The sequence below is a fragment of the Allobosea sp. genome (genome assembly GCF_035999205.1).
Lineage (GTDB): Bacteria > Pseudomonadota > Alphaproteobacteria > Rhizobiales > Beijerinckiaceae > Allobosea.
In genome coordinates this window covers 751,666-775,670 of sequence record NZ_DASYHA010000026.1, presented here as the reverse complement: position 1 = coordinate 775,670, position 24,005 = coordinate 751,666, and the positions used below count along the sequence as shown (strand labels likewise).

Genomic DNA, 24,005 nt, shown 5'->3' with positions numbered 1-24,005 from the left:
GCGATGGCATGCGGCCTGTTCGGAAAGCTGCCGGGCAAGCGCGACTTCATCGCCGTGAACGCGCCCGCCACCTTCCTCAAGGTCTATGAGGCCTGGCTCCAGGGCGGGCTGACCGCGAGCCGTCTCGAACTCGCCGGCGGCTGGCAGCAGGCTTTCCTGAACGCCCCGATCTGGCGCTTCTGGATCGGGCAGGCCTTCTGCGGCCAGACGGTCGCGGGCGCCTTCATGCCCTCGGTCGACGGCGTCGGGCGCTATTTCCCGCTGACCGCCTTCGCCATGGCTGAGCCGGGCGGCGCCATCCCGCACCCGGAGCTGGACCCGCAGGATGCGTGGTTCGGCGAGATCGAGGATTTCCTGCTTCAGGCACTCGACGCTGAATCGAGTTTCGACAGCGTCGCTCAGTGCCTGGGCCAGTTGCGCATGCCCAGCGACGCGCTGCTCGCCCCTCCCCCGACCGACATGGTGCGCCTCTCGGACGGTACCATCGTCACCGCGCTTTCGGCTTCCGGCTTTCCCGAGCGGCTGGCGGCGTTGCGCGTCGAGGACCATGCCCGCGCCTATGCGCATGCAACCTGTTTCTGGACTGTGGGCGGCGAGAATTTCGAGCCGCTCGCCCTGGTCGGCCACGGCCTGCCCGATCCCTATCTGTTCAGCGGCCTGCTGACCGGACGGTTCGATGCGTTCCTCCAGCAGCGGCGAGCCGCACCATGAACGACTTCGGCCGGACGACCGCCCCTTTCGAGACCGGCGCGGTCAGCCATGTCGGCCGCGTCCGCAGCGCCAATGAGGACAATCTGGTCGTACGGCCGGAGTTCGGCGTCTGGGCCGTGGCCGATGGCATGGGCGGCCACGAAAACGGCGCTCTGGCCAGCGCGACCGTGGCGGCCGCAATCGAGCGCATAGGCGCAACCCAGTCGGCTCCTGAGTTGCTGGCACGGCTGGAGGAAGGCGTGCTCGAGGCCAATGCCGAGCTGCGCCAGCGCATCGCCGACAATGGCGGTGCCCCGATGGGCTCGACGCTCGCGGTCCTGCTCGTCCACGACCGGCATTTCGCCTGCGTCTGGTCCGGCGACAGCCGCATCTATCTCATTCGCGCCGGCCAGATCGCGCAGATCTCGCGCGACCACACCGAGGTCCAGGACATGGTCGAGCGCGGCGTGCTCACGCCGGCCGAGGCCAGGAACTCGCCACGCCGCCACGTCATCACCCGCGCCATCGGCGTGCACGACATGCCCGAGCTCGATCTCGACTCGGGCGAGATCGAAAGCGAAGACGTCTTCGTGCTCTGCTCCGACGGCCTGACCGAGCATGTCGCCGACGACGAGATCCTGCGCGCCGTCGAGGATGCCGGTGCGCAACAGGCCTGCAACGCCCTGTTGGCGCTGACCTTGCAGCGTGGCGCGCGCGACAATGTCACGGTCATCATCGTCCGCTATCATCAGGACGATTCCCGGAACACGCAGTGGATGCCCAATATGCGCATGCAGGGGAACGACACGCCATGAGCGACTCCGAGCGCACCGTCATTGCGCCGCGCGCCGGTGCCGTCTCCGTCGGCACGACGCTGAACGGGATCTACGAGATCGAGCGCCTGATCGGCGTCGGCGGCATGGGCGAGGTCTACAAGGGCCGCGCCATTCAGACCGGAGACGCCGTGGCGATCAAGATGATCCGCCCGGAAATGGCACGCGACGAGGCGGCGCTGGCGCTGTTCCGGCGTGAGGCGGCAGCGCTCCACAACCTCTACAACGAGGCGATCGTCCGCTACTACGTGTTCACCATCGATCCGGTGACGCAGGCGCCCTATCTCGCGATGGAGTTCGTCGACGGGCAGCCTCTGTCGGAGCGCATCAAGCAGGGTCCACTCAGCCTGGAGGAGGCGGATGTGCTGCGCCGGCGCATCGCACCCGCCCTGCATGCCGCCCACCTGCTCGGCATCATCCACCGTGACATCTCGCCGGACAACATCATCTTGCCCGGCGGCAATTTGGCGCGCGCCAAGCTCATCGATTTCGGCATCGCCCGCTCCAGCATCCTGGGCGAAGGCACGGTGATCGGCTCCGGCTTCGCCGGCAAATACAACTACGTCTCGCCCGAGCAGCTCGGCCTCTATGGCGGCGACGTCACCGGCCGCTCCGACATGTACAGCTTCGGTCTCGTCCTGGCCGAGGCACTGACCGGCAAGGCGCTCGACATGGGTGGCACCCAGGTCCAGATCCTCGACAAGCGCCGCCGCGTGCCCGATCTCTCGCTCGTCGATGCGCGCATCCGCCCGCTGCTGGCGAAGATGCTGGCGGCCGACCCGGCAGAGCGCTTCGCCGACATGTCCGAGGTTGCCGCCTGGCAGCCGAAGGGCGCCCCCGCCAGGCCGGCGCCCAGCGGCGGCCTGCCGCTGCGCGCTCTGGCCGGCGTCGCGGCGATCGCCCTCATCGCCGCCGGCGGTTTCTATGGCTGGACGCTCCTCGGCCGCGAGCAGCGCCCGCCGAGCAGCCCGCCGCCGGCTCTCTCCGAGACACGCCAGGAGCCGTCCGCTCAGGCGCAGAGCAAGCCGCCGGAGTTGACCGAGCCGGCAACGCCGCCGACCTCGGCGGCTCCTCCGCCTTCGGTGACCCCGCCTCCGGCCTTGTCGGAACCGCCGGCCAGCCCGCCTGCGACGCCGCAGCCGACCCCTCAGATCGGCATGACCACAACGCCGCCGGCCCCGCTTCCGCGGCCGGAACCGAGTCAGCCCGCCGCTCCGAGCCTGCCCGATCCGCGCATGCCGCAGCCCACGAGCACCGAAGCGCCAAGGCCGCCCGCGACGCCGACGCCCCCACCGCAACAGCCGTCGTCACGGCCGGAGGCTCCACCGGCCAGTGCCGGCCGCAGCGAGCCGCCGCCCTCGGCCGCGACGGAACAGCCGCCCCGCACCGCGGCCGAGCGCATCCAGCGCTATGTCGCCACTTACGAGGGCGGGCCCTGCTTCTTCCTCTGGCCGACGGAGCTGTCGGAGCGGCGCGTCGTGCTGGAAGGTTTCGGCAATGCGACCGAACCCTTCGTCACCTTCGACAACGCCTTCAAGGCGGCGCACGGCTTCGAGGCGCAGATTCACCTGCGCCCAATCACGGCGGCGCAGTGCCCTATGGCGGATTTTCTGCGCCAGCTCGGCGACAATATCGACCGCACGCCGCGGCTGCAGATCAATGCCTTCAACATGAAGAGCGGCGACGTGCTGAGCGGCACGATCGACAATGAGGGCGGCCGCAACGTCGCCGTCGTGCTGATCGGCGATGACGGCCTCGTCTACAATCTCGGGAGCTATCTCCGGCGCGACGGCCGTCGCGCCAACTTCAATCTCAAGCTGGAGTCGGCGGCCGGCGGCGCGCCGCGCCCGCAGACTGTCCTGACCTTTGTCAGCGAAGCGCCGCTGCCGGCCCTGTCGGGCCCCAACCCGACGCCCTCGAGCGACTTCTTCGCCAGCCTGAAACAGGACGTGGCGCGCCAGGGCAGCAAGCTTGGACTTGGCGTGAGGTATTTCCGGATCGAGTGAAATTCAGGCGGCCGGGCTGAAGAACTCTGGGAAAACCCGGGCCATTTCAGCATTCACGACGCTGAGCAGCGCCTTCGGAAAGTCCGGAAAGTTGCGCATGTCCACAACGCTGAGGTCGTGCAGCCTGTAGACCTCCTCGTCGAGCAAATAGATCGTATAGAGCTTGCCGTTGTAGCTGTTCGTGTAGTTCGGCATCTTGTCGATGCAGCCGTCGCATGTGCAGGCGGTTCCGCGCGCCTTCATCGCGCGCTGGAACATCAGGATCTGCGCCTTCGTCTTGGGGCCGATGATGCCGTCCGTCGCCAGGGGCCGGGCAGCGGTGCCCTTGCCCTTGCGGAAGGTCACATTCGACGGATGCTGCAGCCAGAGATTGAGAAGATGCTGGACCAGCGTGACGTCGTCGCGGTTGTTCGCCCGGCCGGGCCCGACGCCCATGCCGACGCTCAGCCTGTGCTGGTATCCGCTATTGTCGATTTCGACGATCTTGACCATGGCGCCCTCGGGTGATCCGGCGACGGCTCGTGCCGTCACCACCATCACTAGAGGCGCGCCCGCAGGCGCGCTGTCCCCTGGGGGACAGGCGCCACATCCGCCGCTCAGTCGTCTTCGCGGTAGAGCACACCCCACTCGTCCTGCCAGAGACCCTGCGAATCCTCCACCACGATCGGCGCCTTGATCTCGTTGGCGAGCCCGATGGCCGAACGGAAGGCCTCCTTCGGCTCCATCTCGTCGCTGACGAAATCATTGACGAGATGCCCCCCGGCCAACTCCGCCGGGCAGGCGATGCGGCCGAAGGTCTCGCCGTCGCGCGCGCTCAGGCTGAGGGTGATCGCATCGGCTTGCGGTTCGTCGACCTGCTCGAAACGGTTTACGGCCATGATCCTGGTCTTCCTTTCAGGTGCTGCACTGCCGGCAACACCGGCAGGTCTCGAAAAGTCGTCGGTCATTTCTTCGCCGGCGGACGATTGCCGGCTTGCGCCCCGCCCGGCCTGACGGCGCTGTAGCGGTCGAGCCGGACCTTGATCATCTCGTTGAACTTCCGGTGGACCTCGGAGACCGAGAGCGTCTTGGTCTCGCCGCCTGCCTCGGCATAGAAGATCGGCCGGTTGGCCTGGGCGGGACGCGGCAGCAGGTCGGCCGCCTTGATGTCCGGCTTCTCCTCCATCGTCTCGATGAAAGTCTGGGCGGCATCCGGCCCAAGGAAATGGATCAGGTAGATCTCGCCGCCGGTGAGATGGCGCCCCATCGCCTTCTCCAGACGAAGCGTGTCGCGCTTCAGCATCTCGCCGGCTAGCAGCGCCGAGAGATAGGGCTCGCGCCTGAGGTCGAGGATGCGCTGGCGCTCGGCGGCGTCCGAGACGAAGAACTGCTTGCCGTTCTTCCCGATCAGCTTCGTCTCGGCCGCGAGCCCGTGCCTGGCGCCGAATTCGCTGACGACCCCGAGCCAGGTCTGCTCGATGAACTGGTAGAGCCCCGTCGCCGAGGAGGTCTTGGCCTGGACCGAGGTCGAGAATGAGGATTCCTTGTCCGCGACCGCCATCAGGAGCGTCGGGTCGGCGCCGACGACCTTGCCGGCCCGCACGATCGTCTCGACGAGGTGCCGGCGAATGCGGATCGGGCCGAAGGTCAGGAGCTGCTCCGGGTCACCGCCGCTGGTGATCGGTGCCTTCGGTATCTGCGAGCGAGGTCCCGGCCCCGCTTGCCCAGGAGACAGCTTTGGCGGCACCAGCAGGATATTGGATGGCGGCAGCGCTAGGGCGACCACCGGCACCTCTTGCGGAACCGACACCTGCTCCTTGATCTCCGCCAGGGTGGGATCGCTGTTGATGGCGAACTCCGTCGCCTGCCGCGCCGCTTCCAGATCGCTCTCGACCGAAGAGAGGATCAGCGACGGCCGTGCAGCCGCCTGCAAGGCCGGCGCAGCCAGGATCGCGACCATCTCCGGATCCGGCGGCGTCTCCTCCTGCCTGAGCTTGGCCAGTGCAATTCCGAGGACCGCAGCCGCGATGCAGCCGATACCCGCCACGACGCCGACCATCATCATCCGCCCGGACATCCCGCCGCGCGCCGTCGGCGCTGCCCCGAACGCTGGCGGCACAGGCTTTCCAACGGCCGCCTCAATGCTATCCGACCTCGCTTTGGTCGCCCTCGCCTGCCCGGGGGGTTCTGCAACCCTGGAGACCTTGGCGGCCGTTGCCGCTGCGGGCGCTCCCCTGTCCCCGGCGACGCGGCGATGCACCGCCTCGAACCAGCCATTTCCCTCGGCTTCGAGCGCCACGAGTTCGTCGACCAGCCGGCGCGCGGTGATCGCCGGCACCTTCGCCTCCCGCTCGATCAGGCCGGGAGCCGCCTTGCTGCCCTGTTCCGCGATGATCTTGAGGGCGAAGAACCAAAGCTGGAGCGGCGTGCGGCGGTTGTCGAGCACCGTGCCGGCGCCGGGCTGGATCATGTAGTTGCAGTGATTGCAGGCGAAGGCGCGCAGCTTCGGCCGCGGCTCGAACGTCGCCGGACGCCCGCAGGCCGGGCAGGTCAAGCTGCTGCCGCCATGGCGCGCGCGCATCAGCGCGTCGAGGCAGGCCTCTTCGGGAAATACGGCCTGGAACTGCTTGAAGCGTTCGCTCATCGGCCAGCCTCGACCCGGCCGGCCTCACGCGCGCGGAGCATCGGCGGCCTCGCCTGCCGAAGCCTCAGGATACGCGCGTGGCGTCGCCGGGACAATGTCGCCTCCTACCCGTCAGCCATGGAGCAGGCCCAGCCTCGCTACGTCCTTGAGATGAACAGCAATCTCCTCGGCCGTGGCGCGCCGGGGCAGGTCGTCGACATCCGCGCCCGAGCCATGTGCCTCGTGGAGAAAGGCGTTCAGATCGCTCAACAGGCGCTCGCGCGTGCGAGAGCCGTCCAGCAGGCAGACGAATTTGCGCACGATGACGCCATCGAGCCTCACCATGCGATGGCGCAGGTCGGTCACCTCGCCTGTCGTCGTCGCCTGCCAGCGCGCCACTTCGCTCGCCAGCGGACGCTCGGCGATGACGGTCGTCAGCGGCGGCGGCGCGAGCTTGACGTCGAGCAGGCCCGACCTGAAGATCGCCAGTAGGGCCTCGTCCAGCCTTGCGACCTGCGCGTCGAGATCAGGACCGAGCTCATCGCCGACATCCGCCACCGCCAGCGCGACGAGTTCGTCGAAGGCGACGCTCGCAGGCCAGATCTCGCCGAGCCGGCGCAACGCGGCCTTGCACAGATGCAGATCGACGGACAGCCGCACCCCCTCGCCGAAGTCGAAGCGGTCGACGCCCGGCTTGCACTCCTCTCCGTCCGCCGGCTCGACCAGCCGGACATGGGCCGCGACGTAATAGGGCTTCAGCGCGCCGGACTTGATGCCACGGCGCAGCGGAATGCCCTGCCGGCAGAGCAAGGTCTCGCGGAAAGCGCGGCCGATCAGCAGATCGAGCGTCTGCTCGCGCAACACCGCCTCCTCGACCGGGATGCCGGCCAGCATGGCCTGGGCCGGCCCCTTCGCAGCGCCGTACATGTTGGGAAAGGATGCCTCGGCGAGGAATTGCAGTCCGTGCCGCTCGGCTGCGCCCAGTACCTCGTGGAGGGCGAAGGCGCGCGCTCCCGGATTCAGGTCGTCATGGTAGAGGACGTTGTCGGGCGTGTCGTTGAGCTGCTCGAGCCGCTGCCTGAGCGCCGCGCCGTGGAAGGTCTGTGGGTCGCTCGCCTCGGCGAAGGCCTTGAGCGAGGCGCGGGCCACGCGGACACGCTCCTCCGGGCCGGAGATGTCGCGCGTCGCATACAGCATGACGTCGCGTGCGAGATCGCGCATCCGGCAGCCCGGCAGTGCATTGTAGCTGACATAGGCAATGCCTTGTGGCGAAAGCAGTTTGTCGAAGAGCGCGATGATCTTCTCGCGCACCACATCCGGCACCCAGGAATAGACGCCATGAACCAGGATGTAGTCGAACCGGCCGAGTTCCGAACCGACATCCATGATGTCGCGATGGTGGAACTCGAGGTTGCCGAGCCCGAGCTCGGCACTGGCGGACCGGGCGTGCTCGATCGCGCTTCCGCTGAGATCGATACCGACGAACCGGCTGCCCGGATACTGCGCCGCCATCGGGATCAGATTGCCGCCGCGACCACAGCCCAGTTCGAGAACGCGCATCGCCTCCGGCCCAGCCGCTTCCATGCCGTGGAAATGCGCGATCGTCGCAAGCCGGGCCGGGTGGGTCTGGGCGAAGGAATGCCCGGGATAGGCGACGGCGTCGTAAGGATTGATGGCCGTGTCGTTCATCCGCGTCGCGTGCCTCGTCGTCCCTGAATGGGCTCGGCTGCATGGGAGCCCGCCGGCGGGCGTCGCGCCTCATCCATTCGAAGGAGTGCGCTGAAAAGCGCCGGAGTCATGCCCAGGCTCAGCAGCCGATCACCTTGAACTCCACCCGGCGATCGAGTGCGTCGCTGGCGTCGTCCTTGCCGGTGCCGACGATGTTCTCCTTGAAGCCGCGGCCGGTCGCAATCATCCGGTTGCGGCCGTCCGGCATGCCGGTCAGCAGCAGGTCCATGATGAACTGCGCCCGCGAAACGGACAGCCGCTCGTTGAGGTTGGGCATGCCGGTACGCGAGGTGTGGCCGACGATCTCGAGGCAAGCCCCCTTCTGCTTGGCGCGCGTCGCGATCTGGCTCAGCCACATCGGATAGGGTTCTGTCGTCTGCGGGTTATCGACGAACTGGGTCGTGCCCGGCCGGAACAAGAGCTTCACCATCAACTGGTCGGTGCTCAGCCCGTAATCCACCAGATCGCCGAAAGCCTCAACGGAATCATCGCGCCGCCCGAGCTTGGCGCTGGCGAGATAGGTGCCGACCCGGACACGATGCTGGTCGCCGCCCGGCAGCCGCCGCGCCGTGCGGTAGAAGGCCAGCGCCTCGCGGAAGCGCTGCGCCTCGTACTCGGCGATACCGTCATTGATGAGGGCGTTGGCGGTCAGGCGGTCGACATAGGCCGGATCGAGCCCGCCGCCAAGCGGCGTGCCCTGGCAGGTCTTCACATAGGCATCGGTAGCCTGATCCTTCGCCCAGACCGGTGCGTCGCGATAGTACTGCGTCGGCGTGACATCGACATTGTCGAGCGTCGAACGCGCGACCCCTTTGGACACCACCGTGCGCGATTTCAGGTCCGCCAGCGTCAGGCAGATCCGGAAGGCGTCGCGGGGCCCCTCGCCACCCTGGTTGTTGATCGCCGTCAGCGTGCCGACCAGCACCACGGGGTCGCGGGCCAAAACCTCCGAGCTGAAGGGCTGCACGACGAAGCGCGGATAGGATTTCCGGACGATCTCGATCAGCGTCTGCTGCATCGCGCGCGTACCGGCCGACTGTGCGCCCGAGGACGCGTCGATCAGCGGGTCTATCACCAGTTCGACGCGATCCGCAGCGAGATTGGCCTTGCCAAAGAGGTCGTTCGCCGCCCGTTGCAGCGCCTCCGGATAGGGCACTGGCGTCGGCGGCGCCGGCTGCGCCTGAGCCGCAAAGCAGCCGACCATCGCAGCCGATGCGGTCAGGATTCGCAGAAGGCGAAGCCGGCGAGCGTCACGGCAAAGGCGAAACATCGACCACATGGGTTATCTGCCAGTCATGTCAGCGGGCCGGGGGGCCGGATGCGACGCTCCGACGTCGGAAGGACATGGCGATCGGGCGATCAGCGGCACAGCTGCAACTGCTCCTTCGCCTGGGGCGTCAGTTCGCCGAGCTGCGCGCGCAGCAAAATCTCGCTGCACATCGCGGCGCTCGGCGCGCGCGGATTCTGCGTCCGAACCGTCTGCGGCCGGGGGGCGACGACGGGAGCGGGCGCGGCCGCCTCCGCAGTCGGCCTTTCGTTCAGGGAACGCTCGGTCGGCGGTGGCGGGGCATTCAGCGAGAGGCTGGGCTGGACCGGCGCGGACATGGTCAGCGTACCCATCCGCGCCGCCATCGCCTGTTCGAGCATCAGGCGTTCATCGGCCAAACGCCGTTTCTCGGTTTCGAGCGAGGCGAGTTCGCGCTCGCGCCGCGCGACCTCCTCGGCCAGCCGCTCGCGCTCGGCCCTCTCCTGGACAGGAACTGGCGCCGGCCTGAGCGTCCCTGCGGCCGGCACCTGCGGTCGCGTCGGCGCATTTGGTTGGGCGACGGCAGCGGCCGGCGCCGCCTCGTTCTGGCGCTTTGCGAGATCGGTCGCCGCCTGCTGGCGGACCTTCTCGGCGCGCTCGACCCGCTCCAGCAGGGCCCGCTCGCGCTCGGCGAATTCGCGCGCCAGCAGATCCCGCTCCTGCGTCTCCGCGGCACGGCGCTCGATCAGGTCGAGCCGCGTGCGCGCATCGATCGTGAAGAAGCTCGTCGGATAGCGCTGGATGAAGGCGTTGAACGCCGCCGGGTCGTCGCTCGCCCGGATGCGGCGCCAGACGTCGCTGTCGGTCTCTTCCCGGTTGAGATAGAAGTCGCCCAACAGCGACAGCGACAGTTCCGGCGTCTGCCGACCGTTCGTCGCGTCATAGACGCTCTTCTGGACACGCCGGAACATCGTCGCGACCTCGAGGCCGGGCTGCTCGATCTCGCGCACGAGCGCGGCGGTGAAAGGACTGTTGCGGCCGATTCCGTCGGCCGCGACGTCGTTCGCCTGCGTGGCATAGGCGATCACCATGCCCTGCGCCCGGGCAACCGGGGCGAGGCCGTTGCCGACGGAGAAGCTGCGCGTCGCCTGCCGCTTGGCCAGCTGGCTGACGAACGGATTGTTGCGGCAGGCGTCGAGCACCATGATCTTGACGCCCTTGGAGAAGTTCAGGGCGGTCATGACGTCGTTGAGCCGCGTCGTCTCGTACTGGACGCTGACCTCATCCTCGACCCGCGCCTCGACCGGCACGAGATAGTTCTCGCCGTTGAACTGAAAACCGTGGCCGGCATAGTAGAACATCACAGCATCGGCATCCTGCGCCAGGCGCGCGAAGCGCGTCACCGCCTGGTCCATGCCGCGCTTGTCGAGATTGACGCCGTCGACCACCTCGAACCCGACCTTGCGCAGCGCTGCGGCCATGTCGCGGGCGTCGTTGACGGTGTTGGGCAAGACGGGGGCGTTGCTGTAGCCGGAATTGCCGATCACGAGCGCCACACGACGTTCGGTTGCTGCCGCCGGCACCGCCAGCAGCTGCATCGCGAGACCGATCAGCACACAGAATCTGGCGACGAGGCTCATGAAGTCCTTCCTTAGGTGAAGCTAGCGCAACACCTTGCAAAAATCCAGTCCGCGCAAGCTGTTCCGCGCGTGACTGGCATCGTTCAAGTTGTCGAGATCCGGGCTATTCGACTTGCCCCTGCGACACCGCACTGATAGCTTTTCGCAAGACTGGAATGCGTGAAAGGGACAAGCCGATGCGAAGGGTTCGGCTCTGCCTCGTGCCGGCCGTCCTAGCATGGGGTTTCGGAGCGCTCGCCACGGCCCTGCCCGAGCCTGCCTTCGCCCAGGAAAGGGCGCGGCCGCGCAGCCCCGCGCCAGCCAATGCCCGGCTTGGCTTCATCGACCTGGCGAACAATGCCCGCGTTCCCGGCAAGCTGACGGTCCGCTTCGCCCTGACCGGAATGGATGTCGCCCCGGCCGGCCCGCCGCAGCGCAATGCCGGCCATCACCATCTCCTGATCGACACGGAGTTGCCCCCGCTCGACCAGCCGATTCCGAGCGACTTCAACCATATCCACTTCGGCGGCGGCCAGACCGAGGCCGAGATCGCGCTGACCCCGGGCAAGCACACGCTCCAGCTCCTCTTTGCCGATCATGACCATGTCCCGCACAACCCGCCGGTCACGTCGGAGAAAATCACCATCGAGGTGACGGCCGAGGCCGACGAGAAACCGCGCTCGGTCGCGGCGCCGGGCGCCCGGGTGTTCTTCGTCGATCTGGCCGATGGTGCGACGATCCCGACCCGTTCGCGGATCCGCTTCGGCGCCGAGGGCGTATCCCTGACCCCGGCCGGGACGAAGAGCGCGAACGGCGGTCACCACCATCTTCTCGTCGATACAGAGCTGCCGCCGCTCGACCGCGAGATTCCCAGCGACTTCAACCATCTGCATTTCGGCCGCGCGCAGACGGAGGCCGAGCTGACGCTGCCGCCCGGCGAGCACACGCTGCAGTTGCTGATGGGCGACCACGACCATGTCCCGCATGATCCGCCACTGATGTCGCCGCGCATCAAGGTGCGGGTGGTCGAGGGCCAGCAGGTCGCCTCCGCCGTCCAGCCCGCCTCCCCCGCCGGCCCGGCGACTGGCAAGCCGGCGCTGACACCCGCGCCCAATGACGCGGTCGTCTACTTCGTCTATCCGCGCGACGGCGATGCGATCTTCCCGAACACGACCATCCGCTTCGGCCTGCGCAACATGGGCGTGGCACCGGCCGGCGTCGCCAAGGCGAACACCGGCCACCATCACCTCATCATCGACGCGCCGACGCCGCCGCTCGACCAGGCAATCCCGGCCGACCTCAACCATATCCATCTCGGCGGCGGCCAGACCGAGCGCAAGATCACGCTGCCGATGGGCGAGCACACGCTTCAGCTCATCCTCGCCGACGAGAACCACGTGCCGCATGATCCACCGATCATGTCCGAGCGCATCACTGTGCTGGTGGCGCCGGGCGGCAAGCGACCGGTGAGGCGTCGATGAACCTGCATCACTCCCTGCCTCACCGGATGCGTGACCGCGTTGCGAGACCGGCCCATCGCAGCGTCGCGGGATTGGCGCTGATTGCCCTGTTGCCTCTGTCCGGCACGGCCTGGGCCCAAGCCGCGCCGCGCCAGCCCGCTCCCAAGGGCGCTCAGGTCTATTTCCACTACCCGCTGGACGGATTGCGCGTGCCCGAGCGCTTCACGGTTCGCATGGGGCTGAAGGAGATGGGCGTCGCGCCGGCAGGAACCCAATGGTCGAACACCGGCCATCACCACCTGCTGATCGACACCGATCCCGGCCCGCCCGACCAGCCGATCCCGGCGGACTACAACAATGTGCATCTCGGCAACGGCCAGACCGAGGTGGTCGTCACCCTGCCAAAGGGCAAGCATACCCTGCAGCTTCTGCTGGGGGACCATAACCACGTCCCGCATGATCCCCCGGTGATGTCGCGCAAGATCACTGTCTATGTTCGTTGAAGTGATGACGATTCGAGCGAGGAGCTTCCCGAGCGGAATGAAGAGCGTCATGTCCTGGTTGCGCCATCTGTCGCTCGCCCTCTGCACCCTGCTGCTGGTCGTTGCCCCCGGCCTCTCGCAGGATGGCGCCGCCCGGCCGGACCGTGTCGCGCTGGTCATCGGCAATACCGCCTATCCACTGGCTCCGGTGGCCGATGCTGCATCCGACGCCCGCGCCGTGGCCGCAGCGCTGCGCGAGGGCGAGTTCGACGTCGTCGTCGCCGAGGATGCCAATGGCCCCGGCCTGCAGGATGCGATCGCGACCTTCGCCGGCAAGCTCAGGCACGGCGCCCATGCGATCGTGTTCTATTCCGGCCATGCCGTGCAGTTGCGCGGCCGCAACTTCCTCGTGCCCGTCGATCCGCGCCTGCGCTCCGCCTCGGAGATCTCCCAGGCGGCCGTCGATCTCGACATGCTGCTCGACGCGCTCATCGTGGCGAGGCCGGCGAGCGCGCTCGTCGTGATCGATGCCAGCCGCGACAATCCCTGGGAAGCTGAGCTCGCCGGCCAGTCCAAGGGTCTGGTCGCGATCGAGCGCATGGACGCTGTCAGCGTGATGTTCACCGCCGCGCCCGGCCGCACGGCCACCGATGCCGGCGCCCGCGGCAACCCGGCAGTCGACGAATGGGTCAAGGCGATCCGCACGCCCGGGCTCGATATGACGGCCGCCCTGACGCGGACTCGCGAGGCGGTGGCACGTGTGACGCGGCGCGGCCAGCAGGTCTGGATCTCTTCGGAGCCGCCGGCCGGCTTGGTCGTCACGCCGATCGCGCGCCCGGCCCAGATCGCCCAGACAAGCCGGGCGGTCATCCCGCTGCCGCCGATGGAATCGCCGGCCGCGCGGCAGGATGCCTATGAGCTCGCCTTCTGGGAATCGATCCGCTCGAGCGAGAATCCGGCCGAGTACCGCGCCTATCTCAACGCCTATCCCAATGGCCGCTTCGCCGGGCTGGCCAAGACGCGCGAACAGCAATATGCGGCCAGGCAGCCTGCCGTCGCCGCACCTCAGCCAGCGCCCGCACCGCAGCCGGCGCCGTCAGCCCCCGTCGCGTCGGTACGCGAGCCTGCTCGGCCGCCGGCCTCCGCGCCTTCGTCGCCAGCCTCCTCCCCGGCGAGGACCGTGCGCGATTGCGAGGGCTGCCCGGAACTGACGCTGATCCCGCCCGGAACATTCGAGATGGGGGCGAACGAGCTCTACGAGTTCGAGAAGCCCGTCCACGCCGTCGCGATCCGCAACGGCTTCTACATGGGCGTGCGCGAGGTCACCTTCGAGGAGTGGGACGCCTGCGTCGATCAGGGTGGCTGCACGCATCGGCCCAACGATCGCAATCTCGGCCGTGGCAAGCGCCCGGTCACCGATGTGCACTGGAACGACGCCAACGCCTATCTCGCCTGGCTCTCGACCAAGACCGGTCGCAGATACCGGCTCCCGAGCGAGGCGGAATGGGAATATGCCGCGCGCGCCGCAACCACGACGATCTATCCCTGGGGCGCCACCATGGTGAAGGAGCGAGCCAACTGCGTCGGCTGCAACGATCCGACGCGCCGGCAGGCGGTCGAGGTCGGCCAGTACCCGGCCAACGGCTTCGGGCTCTACGACATGGCCGGCAACGCGGCTGAATGGGTCGCCGATTGCTGGAGCGACAGCTACCGCGCGACGCCACGCGACGGCAGCGCCTTCACCGCCCCCGGCTGCCGCGAGCGCGTGCTGCGCGGCGGCTCCTTCAACAACGACCCGCGCTATCTGCGCTCGGCCGCGCGCTTCAAGTACGAGGCCGATGTGCGGTTCTACACCAACGGTTTCAGGGTGGTCCGCGAACCCTAGCGGGCAGCTGCCGAGCCCGGCTCCTTGAACCAGAGCCGCAGCGGAATCTGCCCCTCGCCACCGCATGTCACGAAGGTATGCGCCGTCTCGGACAGCGTGCCCGAGAACGAGCAGGACGAGCCGGCCAGCGACATCTGCGCGGAATAGCGCTTGCCGCGCACGCTCATGCGGATATGGCCGGCCTTCTCGGGTGTCTCGCCCGGCCCGCAGACCGCATTGTGCTTCATCAGCAGCGATCCCGCGAATTCCGCAGCCGAGGCTCCGCCGGCCTTCTCCTCGGACAGCACCGCAGCGACATCCCATTCACCGAGATAACCGAAGCGGCCCGCCAACTCCCGCGCCTCGACGCCACCGCCGATGCCGATCGGCAACAGCATCGCGATCGCCCCGGCCACCTTCATGCCGCTCTCCCTGCTGACGCCGGGGAGCCTATCATTGCGAGTGGCGCCGGCAACCCGCGCCGGCATCGTCCGGCGCGTCGACGCCTCCGGCCGAATCGGCCGCACGGACTGCCGCGGCGGCACATGCGTCGAACAAGAGTTGGGAATCCCCACCTGATCTGCAGTCGGGAAAGCTGGAACGGGGTAGAAGACACCCCGTCATGCCACTGCCGATAAAGGGAAAAATTGGAGCGGGTACCGGGAATCGAACCCGGGTATTCAGCTTGGAAGGCTGCTGCTCTACCATTGAGCTACACCCGCGCTCCCCCGAAATTCCCCAGCGGCGGACGGAAGTCAACCCGTCGCGCGCAGACGCCCCCGAGTTTCGTGCATCACGCGCCGCGCGACGCCTTGTCGCCGCGGAAATAGCCGAGCAGCCGCAGGGCATTCAGGGTGACCAGAACAGTGCCGCCGGTATCGGCGAGGATCGCGACCCAGAGCCCCGTCGCGCCGATCACCGTGGTGACGAGGAACAGCCCCTTCAGCCCGAGCGCGATCGCGATGTTCTGCCGAATATTCGCCATCGTCGCCCGCGCCAGCCGGATCAGCGCGGCGACATCCGCGACACGATTGTGCAGGAGGGCCGCATCGGCCGCCTCGAGCGCGACGCTCGTGCCGGAGCCCATCGCGATGCCGACATGGGCGCTGGCCAGCGCCGGCGCGTCGTTGATGCCGTCGCCGACCATCGCGATGCGCGTTGAAGCGGCCATCGACTTGATCGCCTGGGCCTTGTCGGAGGGCAGCATCTCCGCCTTCGTCTCGATGCCCAGCGCAACGCCGATCGCCGCGCCCGCCCGCTGGTTGTCGCCGGTCATCATGATCGGGCGGATGTCGAGTGCCTTCAGCGCCGCGATCGCGGCAGCCGAATCCGGGCGCGGCTCGTCGAGGAGCGCCACGATACCGACGGCTCGCGCGCCATCGACGACGACCACGACGGTCTTGCCCTCGCCCTCCAGCCGCGTGATCGCGCCCGTCGCGTCGGCCGACAGTGGCGCCCAGTCAGCTGCATGGCGTGGTGCGCCCACGAAGACGGCGCGATCCGCGATGGTGCCGGCCATGCCCTTGCCGGGCACTGCAGCGACATCCTCAGCCTCGATTTCCAGGAGGCCGTCGGCATCGGCGCGCGCGACGATGGCTGCCGCCAGCGGATGGCTGGAGTGCCGTTCGATCGCTGCGGCCAGCGAAAGCACCTCCCCTTCTCCGCCAACCAGCGCCACGACATCGGTCACCGCCGGCTTGCCCAACGTCAGCGTGCCGGTCTTGTCGAAAGCGACAGCCTGGATTCCCGCGAGGCTTTCCATCACGGCACCGCCCTTGATCAGCAAGCCGCGGCGGGCGGCGGCGGCCAGGCTCGAGGCCACGGCGGCCGGAACCGAGATGACCAGCGCACAGGGACAGCCGATCAGCAGCAGCGCCAGGCCGCGATAGAGCCACTCGCTCCAGTCGCCTCCCGCCAACAGCGGCGGCAGGACGGCGACGAGCACCGAGAGGCCGACGATGAACGGCATGTAGAGCCGCGAGAAGCGGTCGATGAAGCGTTCCGTCGGCGCCTTGGCGTCCTGCGCCTCCTCGACCAGCGCGACGATGCGGGCGATGATGTTGTCCTGCGAGGCGCGCTCGACACGAATCTTCAAGGCGGCGTCATGGTTGATCGTGCCAGCGAAGACCTCGGAACCCGGTTCCTTGGCACGCGGCACGGATTCGCCGGTGATCGAGGCTTCGTCGACGCTGGACAGCCCCTCGATCACCGTACCATCGGCCGGAATGCGGTCGCCCGGCCGCACCAGAACGATCTGGCCGATGGCGAGCGTGGCCGCCGGCACCTCGCTGAGGCGTCCATCGACTTCGAGCAATGCGGTCTGCGGCACGAGATCGCCGAGCGCGCGGATGCCGGCACGCGCCTTGTTGGCCGCGACGCTTTCCAGGACCTCGCCGACGCAGAACAGGAATACGACGATGGCGGCCTCCTCGGCTGCGCCGATGAACAGCGCGCCGACAACCGCGATCGTCATCAGCATTTCGATCGTGAATGGCGCTCCCGCGCGGGCCGAGGCGATGGCCCGGCGCGCCACCGGCGCCGCCGCGATCAGGCTGGCGGCAACGAAAAGCGGCTCATGCCAGCCGGGGGCGACGACGGAGGCCAGGTAGGCCAGCACGACCAGCCCACCCGAGACGATCACGAGACGGCCCTTGACCTGGCGCCACCATGCGGCGGGCGCCTCGCGTTTCGCCAGCGGCGCGCCGCCCGGCGCGGGCTCGAGACGGCTGGGCTTGTAGCCGAGCGTCCCGATCCGGCCCTCGATCGCGGCAGGCGGGGTCAGCCGCTCGTCGAGCACGAGGGCCAGCGTCTCCTTCGTGATCGAGATCTGGATGTCCGACACCCCCGGCAGGCGCTCGAGTGCAGTGCGGATCGTGTTGGCGCAGTTCCCGCAATCCATGCCCTCGACGCGCCAGGTCAGGGCGCCGGCCGCGAGCGAAGCCCATCCCGCGGCGGGCTCAGCAAGGTCATGGGCCCTCCCATGGCCGTGGTTGTGGCCGTGATCATGACCGCAGCACGATCCAGGGGCTTCCACGGCCGCCGCGGCAGGTTGCCCGGCGGCCTGAACCTGCGCGTGATCATGCCCGCTGCAGCAGGATGAACCCGGGCTGTGGTCGTGATGGACGCCGCGATCGTCGGATTTGGTCATGGGTCACCGGTGCTCTGTGTCTCGAACCGGTCCGGACCATAATCCCTGTAGTGACTACAGGTTCAAGCACTTTCTTGGATCGATCGACGCAGCCCGGTGGACGCGACCGGCCGCGCGCCGGCCTCCCGGCTGGCATGTGCCGCGAGCGGCGGGCGAAAACGCTTCAGCCGCAAGGCGTTGGCGACCACGCTGACGCTGGACAGCGCCATGGCGAGGCCGGCGAACATCGGCGACATCAGGATGCCGTAGGCGGGATAGAGCACGCCCGCCGCCACCGGGATCAGCACCGCATTATAGCCGAAGGCCCAGAACAGGTTCTCGGCGATGTTGCGGATCGTCGCCCGCGACAGCGCGACCGCATTCGCTACATTGCGCAGATCGCCCGACATCAGCACGACATCAGCGCTCTCGATGGCAATGTCCGTGCCGGTGCCGATGGCGAGGCCGACATCGGCCTGAGCCAGTGCCGGGGCGTCATTGATGCCGTCGCCGACGAAGGCAACACGGCCCCCACCCGCCTGCAGCCGCTTGATCACCTCGACCTTGCCGGCCGGCAGGACTTCAGCGAACACCTCGTCGATCGGCAGGCCAGCGGCGATCGCCTCGGCCGTGCGGCGATTGTCGCCCGTGATCATCACGATACGGATGCCCAGCGCCCGCAGCGCCTGCAACGCCTCGGGACTCGTATCCTTCAGCGTATCCGCCACCGCGAAAACACCAGCGAGCCGCCCGTCGATCGCTGCATAGAGCGGCGACCGGCCCTGATCGCCCAACCTCGCCGCCACCGCCGCGAAGGTCGAGATGTCGATCCCCTTCTCCGCCATCAGCCTGTCGGCCCCGACCAGAAGCGCCCGCCCCTCCGCGATCGCCGAGACCCCGAATCCCGGCTCGGCCGCGAAGTCGTTCGCCTGCGGGACCGCCAACCCGCGCTGCCGCGCCGCCGCGACGACGGCCTCGGCGATCGGATGCTCCGAAGCCGCCTCCGCCGCCGCGACGAGGCGCAGCACCTCATCCTCGGCAAAGCCGTCCGCCACGACGATATCGGCGAGCTCCGGACGACCTCTCGTGATCGTCCCGGTCTTGTCGAGCGCGATGATCGTGACGTCGCGCAGCGCCTGCAAAGCCTCGCCGCGCCGGAACAGGACGCCCATCTCGGCTGCCTTGCCGGTGCCGACCATGATCGAGGTCGGCGTCGCCAGCCCCATCGCACAGGGGCAGGCGATGATCAGCACCGCGACCGCATTCACGATGGCCAGCGAAAGCGCCGGGCTCGGCCCGAACACCATCCAGACGAGGAAGGTCAGGAGTGCAGCGGCCATAACCGCCGGCACGAACCACATCGTCACCTTGTCGACGATCGCCTGGATCGGCAGCTTCGAGCCCTGCGCCGCCTCCATCGTCCGGACGATCTGGGCCAGCAGCGTGTCGGCGCCGATCTTGGTCGCGCGGAACCGGAACGAGCCGGTCTTGTTGACCGTGCCGCCGATAACCGTATCGCCAGCCTCCTTCTGCACCGGGATCGGCTCGCCGGTGATCATCGATTCATCGACGAAGGACGAGCCGTCGACGACTTCGCCATCCACGGGCAGCCGCTCGCCCGGCCGGACCACGATGACGTCACCAAACCTGACCTCTTCGACGGGGACATCCTGTTCGCGCCCGTCGCGCAGGGTGCGCGCGGTCTTGGCCTGCAGCGTCAGCAATTGGCGGATCGCATCGCCGGTGCGTCCTTTCGCACGGGCTTCCGCATAGCGTCCGAACAGCACCAGGGTGACGATCACCGCCCCCGCCTCGAAATAGGTGTAGTCGAGCCCGGCCGGCAGCAGCGCCGGCATGAAGGTCGAGACCACCGAATAGAGATAGGACGTGGTCGTCCCCAGCATGACCAGCGAGTTCATGTCCGGCGCGCCGCGCAACAGCGCCGGCCAGCCCTTGCGGTAGAATTGCAGCCCGGGCCCGAACTGGACGAGGCTCGCCAGCAGGAACGCCATGATGCGGACATTGGCTTCGCCGATCGAGCCGGCCAGCCAATGGTGCAGCCCGTCGAACAGATGCGCGCCCATCTCGACCACGAGGATCGGGAGCGTTGCGATGGCGGCGACGATCAGGGCGCGCCGCAATCCGGCCAGCTCCGCCTCCCGCACCGCCCGGTCGCGGTCGGTCTGCACGGCGGCATCGATGATGGGCTTGCCCGGATAGCCGGCCTCAGCGAGCGCCGCGCTCATCGCGGCGACCGTCTCGGCACCGCCGACATAGCGCGCATGGGCGCGGCCGGTGGCAAGATTGACAGTGCTGTCGATAACGCCCGGAACAGCCTTCAAGGCTCGCTCGACTCGACCGACGCAAGAGGCGCAACTCATGCCCTCGACGGCAAGGTCGACCGTCTCCTCCCGCGGCTCGTATCCGGCCTTGCGGATCGCATCGAGCAGGGGCCGCGTCGCGCCGCCCTCGCCAAACGTGATGCTGGCGCGGCCGGTCGCGAGATTGACGGCGGCAGCCTCGACACCGGGCACGGCCAAGACAGCCTGCTCGACACGCCCGACGCAGGACGCGCAGCTCATCCCGTCGACGGGAATGACGATTCGTGCCGCCTGTGCACTGCCCTTGACCTCGCTGACCGCCCTTGCTTCGGTGACAACCATCTCGCCTTCCAGACCCATGCCCAAACCCTGCCCTATAGATAGGAAGGCAAGATGGGGCTTCCCATGATGGGAAGGTCAAGGGCTTGGGAAGACCGACAAGTCTCAGGTGATGCGGCGGACGCTGGCCGCGATCTCCTCCGGCTCGAACAGCCGCTTCCAGTCCGGCTTGAGGATCGTTTCCTTGCCGAAGACGATCGCCTTGTTGCAGGCGTCCGAGAACACGCCCTGAACCTGCTCGAAAGTGACAGCCGCGAGGATGTTCATGTGGCCGAGCAGGAAGTCGCGCGCCGCCTCGCGCGGCACACCACGGGCGATCGCCTCCTCCATCGCCTCGCGCATCGCATCCAGCAGCGTCGCGCAGACGGTTTCCGACAGCCCCGGCTCGAGGATCGCCATCTGTTCGACGGTGACGCGATGCGAGCGCATCACCGGCGCCCAGATCGCCCGCGCGACCTCCTCGCCCAGCGCATAATGTTCCTCCGGCCCCTGCATCAGCGCGCTGACGATATGCTGCTTGGCGGCGATGCCGCCGAAATGGTCCGCCTTGGCGGCCGGGTCGGTCTCGTCGTTGAAGATCGGCGGATGGCAGGGATGCGTCACGAAATAGGTGATGTCCGCCCGCTCCGGCAGATGGCCGGCATGGGGCGCGGCGGCGTCGAGGATGACGACGATCGTGCCCGATGCGAGCTTCGGCAGCAGCGTCGTCGCCACCGCCCCGACATGCGTATCGGGCACGGCCAGAACGACGACCTCGGCTCCCTGGATCGCGCTGTCGGCATCGACGCAGGCGACCCCGAAGGCCTCGCGGACCCGCTCCTGGCCAGCCGGGCTGACCTCGACATGGCGCGTGGTGAAGCGGGATTTGGCGAGGTTGCGGCCGAGCCGCATGCCCATTTTTCCACCGGCACCGAACAGGGCGACCACCGTCATCTCGCATCTCCATATCGGCTTGAACTGGTATGATGAGTTGATCCCATGCGCGTTTCATGCTGTCAATCTGGTATGATGACATCATGAGCTTGATGAGATGGAGACGACCGTGGATACGGGGCAGCGCGTCGAGGCGGACTACTGGCTGGAGACGCCGGGCGACCCGCGCCGTACCGCCGAGGCGATGGCCGGCGAGCAGTCGAGCGGCACCTTCATCGCGGTGCCCGGCGAGACGCCCGAGCTGACCGCGCGTGCCGCCGCGCGCGTCGAGCGCCTCGAACTGCTCGACCGCGCCGACGGGCGAGCCCTGCCCGGCGCGACCTCGGACATGCCGGCCCCGAAGGATGGATATCGGCGGGCCAAGGTTACGCTGTCCTGGCCGATCGGGACTATCGGCGCCTCGCTGCCGAACCTCGTTGCGACCGTCGCCGGCAATCTCTTCGAGCTGCGGCAGGTCAGTGGCCTGAAGCTGCTCGACATCCGCATGCCCAACGCCTTCGCGGAGGCCTATGCCGGGCCACGCTTCGGCATCGCCGGCACACGGCGACTTGCAGGTGTCGCCAGCGGTCCGCTGATCGGCACGATCATCAAGCCAAGCGTCGGCTTCGGGCCGGAGGAAACGGCGGCGCTGGTCGATACGCTGTGCCGCGCCGGGATCGACTTCATCAAGGATGACGAGCTGCAGTCCGATGGCGCGCTCTGCCCTTTCGAGGCGCGCGTCGATGCGGTGATGCGCGTGGTCGAGGCCCAGGCCGATCGCAGCGGCCGCAAGACCATGGTCGCCTTCAACCTGACCGGCGATCTCGACCAGATGAAGCGCCGCCATGACCATGTCCTGCGCGCCGGCGGCACCTGCGTCATGGCGAGCCTGAACTCGGTCGGCCTCGTCGGCATGATCGAACTCGGTCGCTTCTCGCAACTGCCGATCCACGCCCATCGCAATGGCTGGGGCTATCTCTCACGCAGCCCGGCCCTGGGCTGGGACTACACCGCCTGGCACAAGCTCTGGCGGCTGGCGGGCGCCGACCACATGCATGTCAACGGCCTCGCCAACAAGTTCAGCGAACCGGACGACAGCGTCATCGCCTCGGCGAAGGCATGCCTCGCGCCCCTCTTTACCGACCGCGCTGACGCCATCATGCCGGTCTTCTCCTCCGGCCAGACCATCCGCCAGGCGGAAGGAACCTGGCGCGCGCTGGGTACGACCGATCTGATCTTCGCCGCTGGCGGCGGCATCCTCGCCCATCCGGACGGCCCCGCCGCCGGCGTTGCCGCCCTGCGCGATGCCTGGGACGCGGCGGTCGCTGGCGTGGCTCTCAATGAGAAGGCCAAGGCCAGTCCAGCCCTCGCCGCAGCGCTGGGCCGTTATCGATGACGGAGGCGCTGCCGCCCGGCCCGCTGCTCGCCTACTACGGCGACGACTTCACCGGCTCGGCTGCCGTGATGGAGGTGATGAGCTTCGCCGGGCTGGATTCGGTGATGTTCCTCGGCCCGCCATCGCGCGAGCGGCTGGCGGCCTTCGCGGATCGGCGCTGCATCGGCATCGCCGGTATCGCCCGCTCGAAATCCCCGGAATGGATGGATGAGCAGCTGCCGCCGATCTACGAGGCGCTCGCCGGCATCGGCGCACCGCTGATCCACTACAAGGTCTGCTCGACCTTCGATTCCGCACCGCAGATCGGTTCGATCGGCCGCGCCATCGATCTAGGCGTCGCCGCGCTGGCCCCGGAATGGGTGCCGCTCGTCGTCGCAGCGCCCGCCATCGGCCGCTACCAGCTGTTCGGCAATCTTTTCGCAGTCGTCGCCGGCACCGGCCACAGGCTTGACCGCCATCCCGTCATGGCGCGCCACCCGGTCACCCCGATGGACGAGGCCGATCTCGCCCGCCACCTCGCGCGCCAGACCGCACGGCGGATTGGGTTGATCGACCTCCCGGCGCTCCAGCGGGGCGAGGCGCACTCGGCTCTGGCCGCCCAGCAAGGCGACGACGCGCCCGTCATCCTGTTCGACGGGGCAGACGAGCCAAGCCTCGCCGCCGCAGGCAGCCTGATCTGGCGCAACCGCGAGGCCTGCCGTTTCGTCGCTGGGTCGCAAGGAATCGAATATGCGCTCGTCGCCTACTGGCGCGAGGCCGGCCTGATCCCGCGCTCCCCGCCAACCCTACGGGCGAACCCGGTCGAGCGCATCGCCGTCGTCTCGGGCTCCTGTTCACCAGTGACGGCAGGACAGATTCACCATGCGCAGGCCCACGGCTTTGCCCCCATCCGGCTGGATGCCACCCGTGCGGTCGATGCAGCGGCGTGGCAGGCCGAATGCGGCCAGGCGACATCCGCCGCGCTCGTCGCGCTCGGCCGCGGCGCATCGCCATTGGTCTTCACCGCGCTAGGCCCCGACGATCCGGCCGTCCCGGCCCTGTCCGAGGCTTGCAACAGCGCCGGCGCCAGCATGGCGGATGTCAATGACAGGATCGGCGCGGGTCTCGGCGCGATCTTGGGCGCCGTGCTGGACCAATCAGGTCTCTCCCGCGCCCTCATCGCAGGCGGAGACACCTCCGGCCACGCCACTCTGGCGCTTGGCGTCGATGCATTGTCGGCCATCGCCGAGATCGCGCCGGGCTCGCCCCTGTGCCGCGCCTATGCCGCCGAGAGCCCCCGCGATGGACTTGAACTGGCGCTGAAAGGCGGCCAGATCGGCGGCGCCGACTATTTCTCGGCCGTCCGGGCGGGCGGCCCGGCCAACCTGCCCTGATGGACCG

Annotated in this window: 18 protein-coding genes and 1 tRNA gene; 8 read left to right on the top strand and 11 right to left on the bottom strand. The window is 68.3% G+C overall.

The genetic code is table 11. The features are described from left to right. Positions 1-3: 3 nt before the first annotated feature. The 3 genes from tagF to VGN82_RS25660 are packed head-to-tail and all read left to right on the top strand — an operon-like array spanning position 4 to position 3,529. A complete protein-coding gene (tagF, locus tag VGN82_RS25670; protein ID WP_327529897.1) occupies positions 4-711 on the top strand; it encodes a type VI secretion system-associated protein TagF in 708 nt (235 codons plus the stop codon). Then, entirely contained in the window at positions 708-1,505 is a 798-nt protein-coding gene (locus VGN82_RS25665) for a PP2C family protein-serine/threonine phosphatase (protein WP_327529896.1), read from the top strand. Before tagF ends, VGN82_RS25665 begins: the two co-directional genes overlap by 4 nt. Further along, on the top strand, positions 1,502-3,529 hold the full coding sequence (locus tag VGN82_RS25660) for a serine/threonine-protein kinase (RefSeq protein ID WP_327529895.1): 2,028 nt from the start codon (positions 1,502-1,504) through the stop codon (positions 3,527-3,529). Before VGN82_RS25665 ends, VGN82_RS25660 begins: the two co-directional genes overlap by 4 nt. A 3-nt stretch (positions 3,530-3,532) precedes the next feature. Here the strand turns inward: VGN82_RS25660 and VGN82_RS25655 are convergent, their stop codons facing one another. From VGN82_RS25655 to VGN82_RS25630, 6 genes are all read right to left on the bottom strand, one after another. Further along, the gene (locus VGN82_RS25655) at positions 3,533-4,021 is read right to left on the bottom strand and encodes a peptidoglycan-binding domain-containing protein (protein ID WP_327529894.1); all 489 of its coding nucleotides are present in this window, start codon (positions 4,019-4,021) and stop codon (positions 3,533-3,535) included. 104 nt (positions 4,022-4,125) lie between these two features. Next, positions 4,126-4,407: a hypothetical protein gene (locus VGN82_RS25650; protein WP_327529893.1), complete on the bottom strand. Its 282-nt coding sequence runs from the start codon at positions 4,405-4,407 to the stop codon at positions 4,126-4,128. A 65-nt stretch (positions 4,408-4,472) separates the two neighbouring features. Next, positions 4,473-6,152, bottom strand: a complete 1,680-nt coding sequence (locus VGN82_RS25645; protein ID WP_327529892.1) for a transglycosylase SLT domain-containing protein — start codon at positions 6,150-6,152, stop codon at positions 4,473-4,475. A gap of 111 nt (positions 6,153-6,263) precedes the next feature. Next, positions 6,264-7,820, bottom strand: a complete 1,557-nt coding sequence (locus tag VGN82_RS25640; protein WP_327529891.1) for a class I SAM-dependent methyltransferase — start codon at positions 7,818-7,820, stop codon at positions 6,264-6,266. Between the two features lie 118 nt (positions 7,821-7,938). Beyond that, positions 7,939-9,063: an OmpA family protein gene (locus tag VGN82_RS25635; RefSeq protein WP_327529890.1), complete on the bottom strand. Its 1,125-nt coding sequence runs from the start codon at positions 9,061-9,063 to the stop codon at positions 7,939-7,941. Positions 9,064-9,218: 155 nt separating this feature from the next. Then, the gene (locus VGN82_RS25630) at positions 9,219-10,745 is read right to left on the bottom strand and encodes a caspase family protein (RefSeq protein WP_327529889.1); all 1,527 of its coding nucleotides are present in this window, start codon (positions 10,743-10,745) and stop codon (positions 9,219-9,221) included. 176 nt (positions 10,746-10,921) lie between these two features. On the opposite strand from VGN82_RS25630, the gene VGN82_RS25625 reads away from it, so the two are divergent. From VGN82_RS25625 to VGN82_RS25615, 3 genes are read left to right on the top strand one after another with little or no spacing between them, the layout of a single operon-like run. Continuing rightward, positions 10,922-12,205 carry a DUF4399 domain-containing protein gene (locus VGN82_RS25625; RefSeq protein WP_327529888.1) on the top strand — a complete coding sequence of 428 codons (1,284 nt, stop codon included), beginning with the start codon at positions 10,922-10,924 and terminating at the stop codon, positions 12,203-12,205. Further along, complete coding sequence (locus tag VGN82_RS25620; RefSeq protein WP_327529887.1) at positions 12,202-12,687, top strand: DUF4399 domain-containing protein; 486 nt, start codon at positions 12,202-12,204, stop codon at positions 12,685-12,687. Before VGN82_RS25625 ends, VGN82_RS25620 begins: the two co-directional genes overlap by 4 nt. Positions 12,688-12,736: 49 nt before the next feature. After that, on the top strand, positions 12,737-14,551 hold the full coding sequence (locus VGN82_RS25615; RefSeq protein ID WP_327529886.1) for an SUMF1/EgtB/PvdO family nonheme iron enzyme: 1,815 nt from the start codon (positions 12,737-12,739) through the stop codon (positions 14,549-14,551). On the opposite strand, the gene VGN82_RS25610 is transcribed toward VGN82_RS25615, so the two are convergent. From VGN82_RS25610 to VGN82_RS25590, 5 genes are all read right to left on the bottom strand, one after another. Next, positions 14,548-14,952, bottom strand: a complete 405-nt coding sequence (locus tag VGN82_RS25610; RefSeq protein ID WP_327529885.1) for a hypothetical protein — start codon at positions 14,950-14,952, stop codon at positions 14,548-14,550. The two genes, VGN82_RS25615 and VGN82_RS25610, sit on opposite strands and share 4 nt — an antisense overlap. A 226-nt stretch (positions 14,953-15,178) precedes the next feature. After that, positions 15,179-15,252: transfer RNA gene (locus tag VGN82_RS25605), tRNA-Gly, on the bottom strand. Positions 15,253-15,323: 71 nt separating this feature from the next. After that, a complete protein-coding gene (locus tag VGN82_RS25600; protein ID WP_465247926.1) occupies positions 15,324-17,429 on the bottom strand; it encodes a heavy metal translocating P-type ATPase in 2,106 nt (701 codons plus the stop codon). A 311-nt stretch (positions 17,430-17,740) separates the two neighbouring features. Continuing rightward, positions 17,741-20,320, bottom strand: a complete 2,580-nt coding sequence (locus VGN82_RS25595; RefSeq protein WP_327529883.1) for a heavy metal translocating P-type ATPase — start codon at positions 20,318-20,320, stop codon at positions 17,741-17,743. A 102-nt stretch (positions 20,321-20,422) separates the two neighbouring features. Then, on the bottom strand, positions 20,423-21,250 hold the full coding sequence (locus VGN82_RS25590) for a phosphogluconate dehydrogenase C-terminal domain-containing protein (protein ID WP_327529882.1): 828 nt from the start codon (positions 21,248-21,250) through the stop codon (positions 20,423-20,425). 97 nt (positions 21,251-21,347) lie between these two features. Here VGN82_RS25590 and VGN82_RS25585 point away from each other — a divergent pair, with 97 nt between their 5' ends. Both VGN82_RS25585 and VGN82_RS25580 read left to right on the top strand, forming a co-directional pair. Continuing rightward, entirely contained in the window at positions 21,348-22,625 is a 1,278-nt protein-coding gene (locus VGN82_RS25585) for a ribulose-bisphosphate carboxylase large subunit family protein (protein WP_327529881.1), read from the top strand. Then, entirely contained in the window at positions 22,622-23,998 is a 1,377-nt protein-coding gene (locus VGN82_RS25580) for a four-carbon acid sugar kinase family protein (protein WP_327529880.1), read from the top strand. Before VGN82_RS25585 ends, VGN82_RS25580 begins: the two co-directional genes overlap by 4 nt. Positions 23,999-24,005: the final 7 nt, after the last annotated feature.

Coding starts and splice junctions, on each gene's coding strand:
- VGN82_RS25585 (WP_327529881.1), top strand. CDS start 21,348: ATGGAGACGACCGTGGATACGGGGCAGCGCGTCGAGGCGGACTACTGG.
- VGN82_RS25650 (WP_327529893.1), bottom strand. CDS start 4,407: ATGGCCGTAAACCGTTTCGAGCAGGTCGACGAACCGCAAGCCGATGCG.
- VGN82_RS25620 (WP_327529887.1), top strand. CDS start 12,202: ATGAACCTGCATCACTCCCTGCCTCACCGGATGCGTGACCGCGTTGCG.
- VGN82_RS25640 (WP_327529891.1), bottom strand. CDS start 7,820: ATGAACGACACGGCCATCAATCCTTACGACGCCGTCGCCTATCCCGGG.
- VGN82_RS25645 (WP_327529892.1), bottom strand. CDS start 6,152: ATGAGCGAACGCTTCAAGCAGTTCCAGGCCGTATTTCCCGAAGAGGCC.
- VGN82_RS25665 (WP_327529896.1), top strand. CDS start 708: ATGAACGACTTCGGCCGGACGACCGCCCCTTTCGAGACCGGCGCGGTC.
- VGN82_RS25615 (WP_327529886.1), top strand. CDS start 12,737: ATGTCCTGGTTGCGCCATCTGTCGCTCGCCCTCTGCACCCTGCTGCTG.
- VGN82_RS25635 (WP_327529890.1), bottom strand. CDS start 9,063: ATGGTCGGCTGCTTTGCGGCTCAGGCGCAGCCGGCGCCGCCGACGCCA.
- VGN82_RS25625 (WP_327529888.1), top strand. CDS start 10,922: ATGCGAAGGGTTCGGCTCTGCCTCGTGCCGGCCGTCCTAGCATGGGGT.
- tagF (WP_327529897.1), top strand. CDS start 4: ATGGCATGCGGCCTGTTCGGAAAGCTGCCGGGCAAGCGCGACTTCATC.
- VGN82_RS25590 (WP_327529882.1), bottom strand. CDS start 21,250: ATGACGGTGGTCGCCCTGTTCGGTGCCGGTGGAAAAATGGGCATGCGG.
- VGN82_RS25600 (WP_465247926.1), bottom strand. CDS start 17,429: ATGGATTGCGGGAACTGCGCCAACACGATCCGCACTGCACTCGAGCGC.
- VGN82_RS25595 (WP_327529883.1), bottom strand. CDS start 20,320: ATGGTTGTCACCGAAGCAAGGGCGGTCAGCGAGGTCAAGGGCAGTGCA.
- VGN82_RS25660 (WP_327529895.1), top strand. CDS start 1,502: ATGAGCGACTCCGAGCGCACCGTCATTGCGCCGCGCGCCGGTGCCGTC.
- VGN82_RS25580 (WP_327529880.1), top strand. CDS start 22,622: ATGACGGAGGCGCTGCCGCCCGGCCCGCTGCTCGCCTACTACGGCGAC.
- VGN82_RS25610 (WP_327529885.1), bottom strand. CDS start 14,952: ATGAAGGTGGCCGGGGCGATCGCGATGCTGTTGCCGATCGGCATCGGC.
- VGN82_RS25655 (WP_327529894.1), bottom strand. CDS start 4,021: ATGGTCAAGATCGTCGAAATCGACAATAGCGGATACCAGCACAGGCTG.
- VGN82_RS25630 (WP_327529889.1), bottom strand. CDS start 10,745: ATGAGCCTCGTCGCCAGATTCTGTGTGCTGATCGGTCTCGCGATGCAG.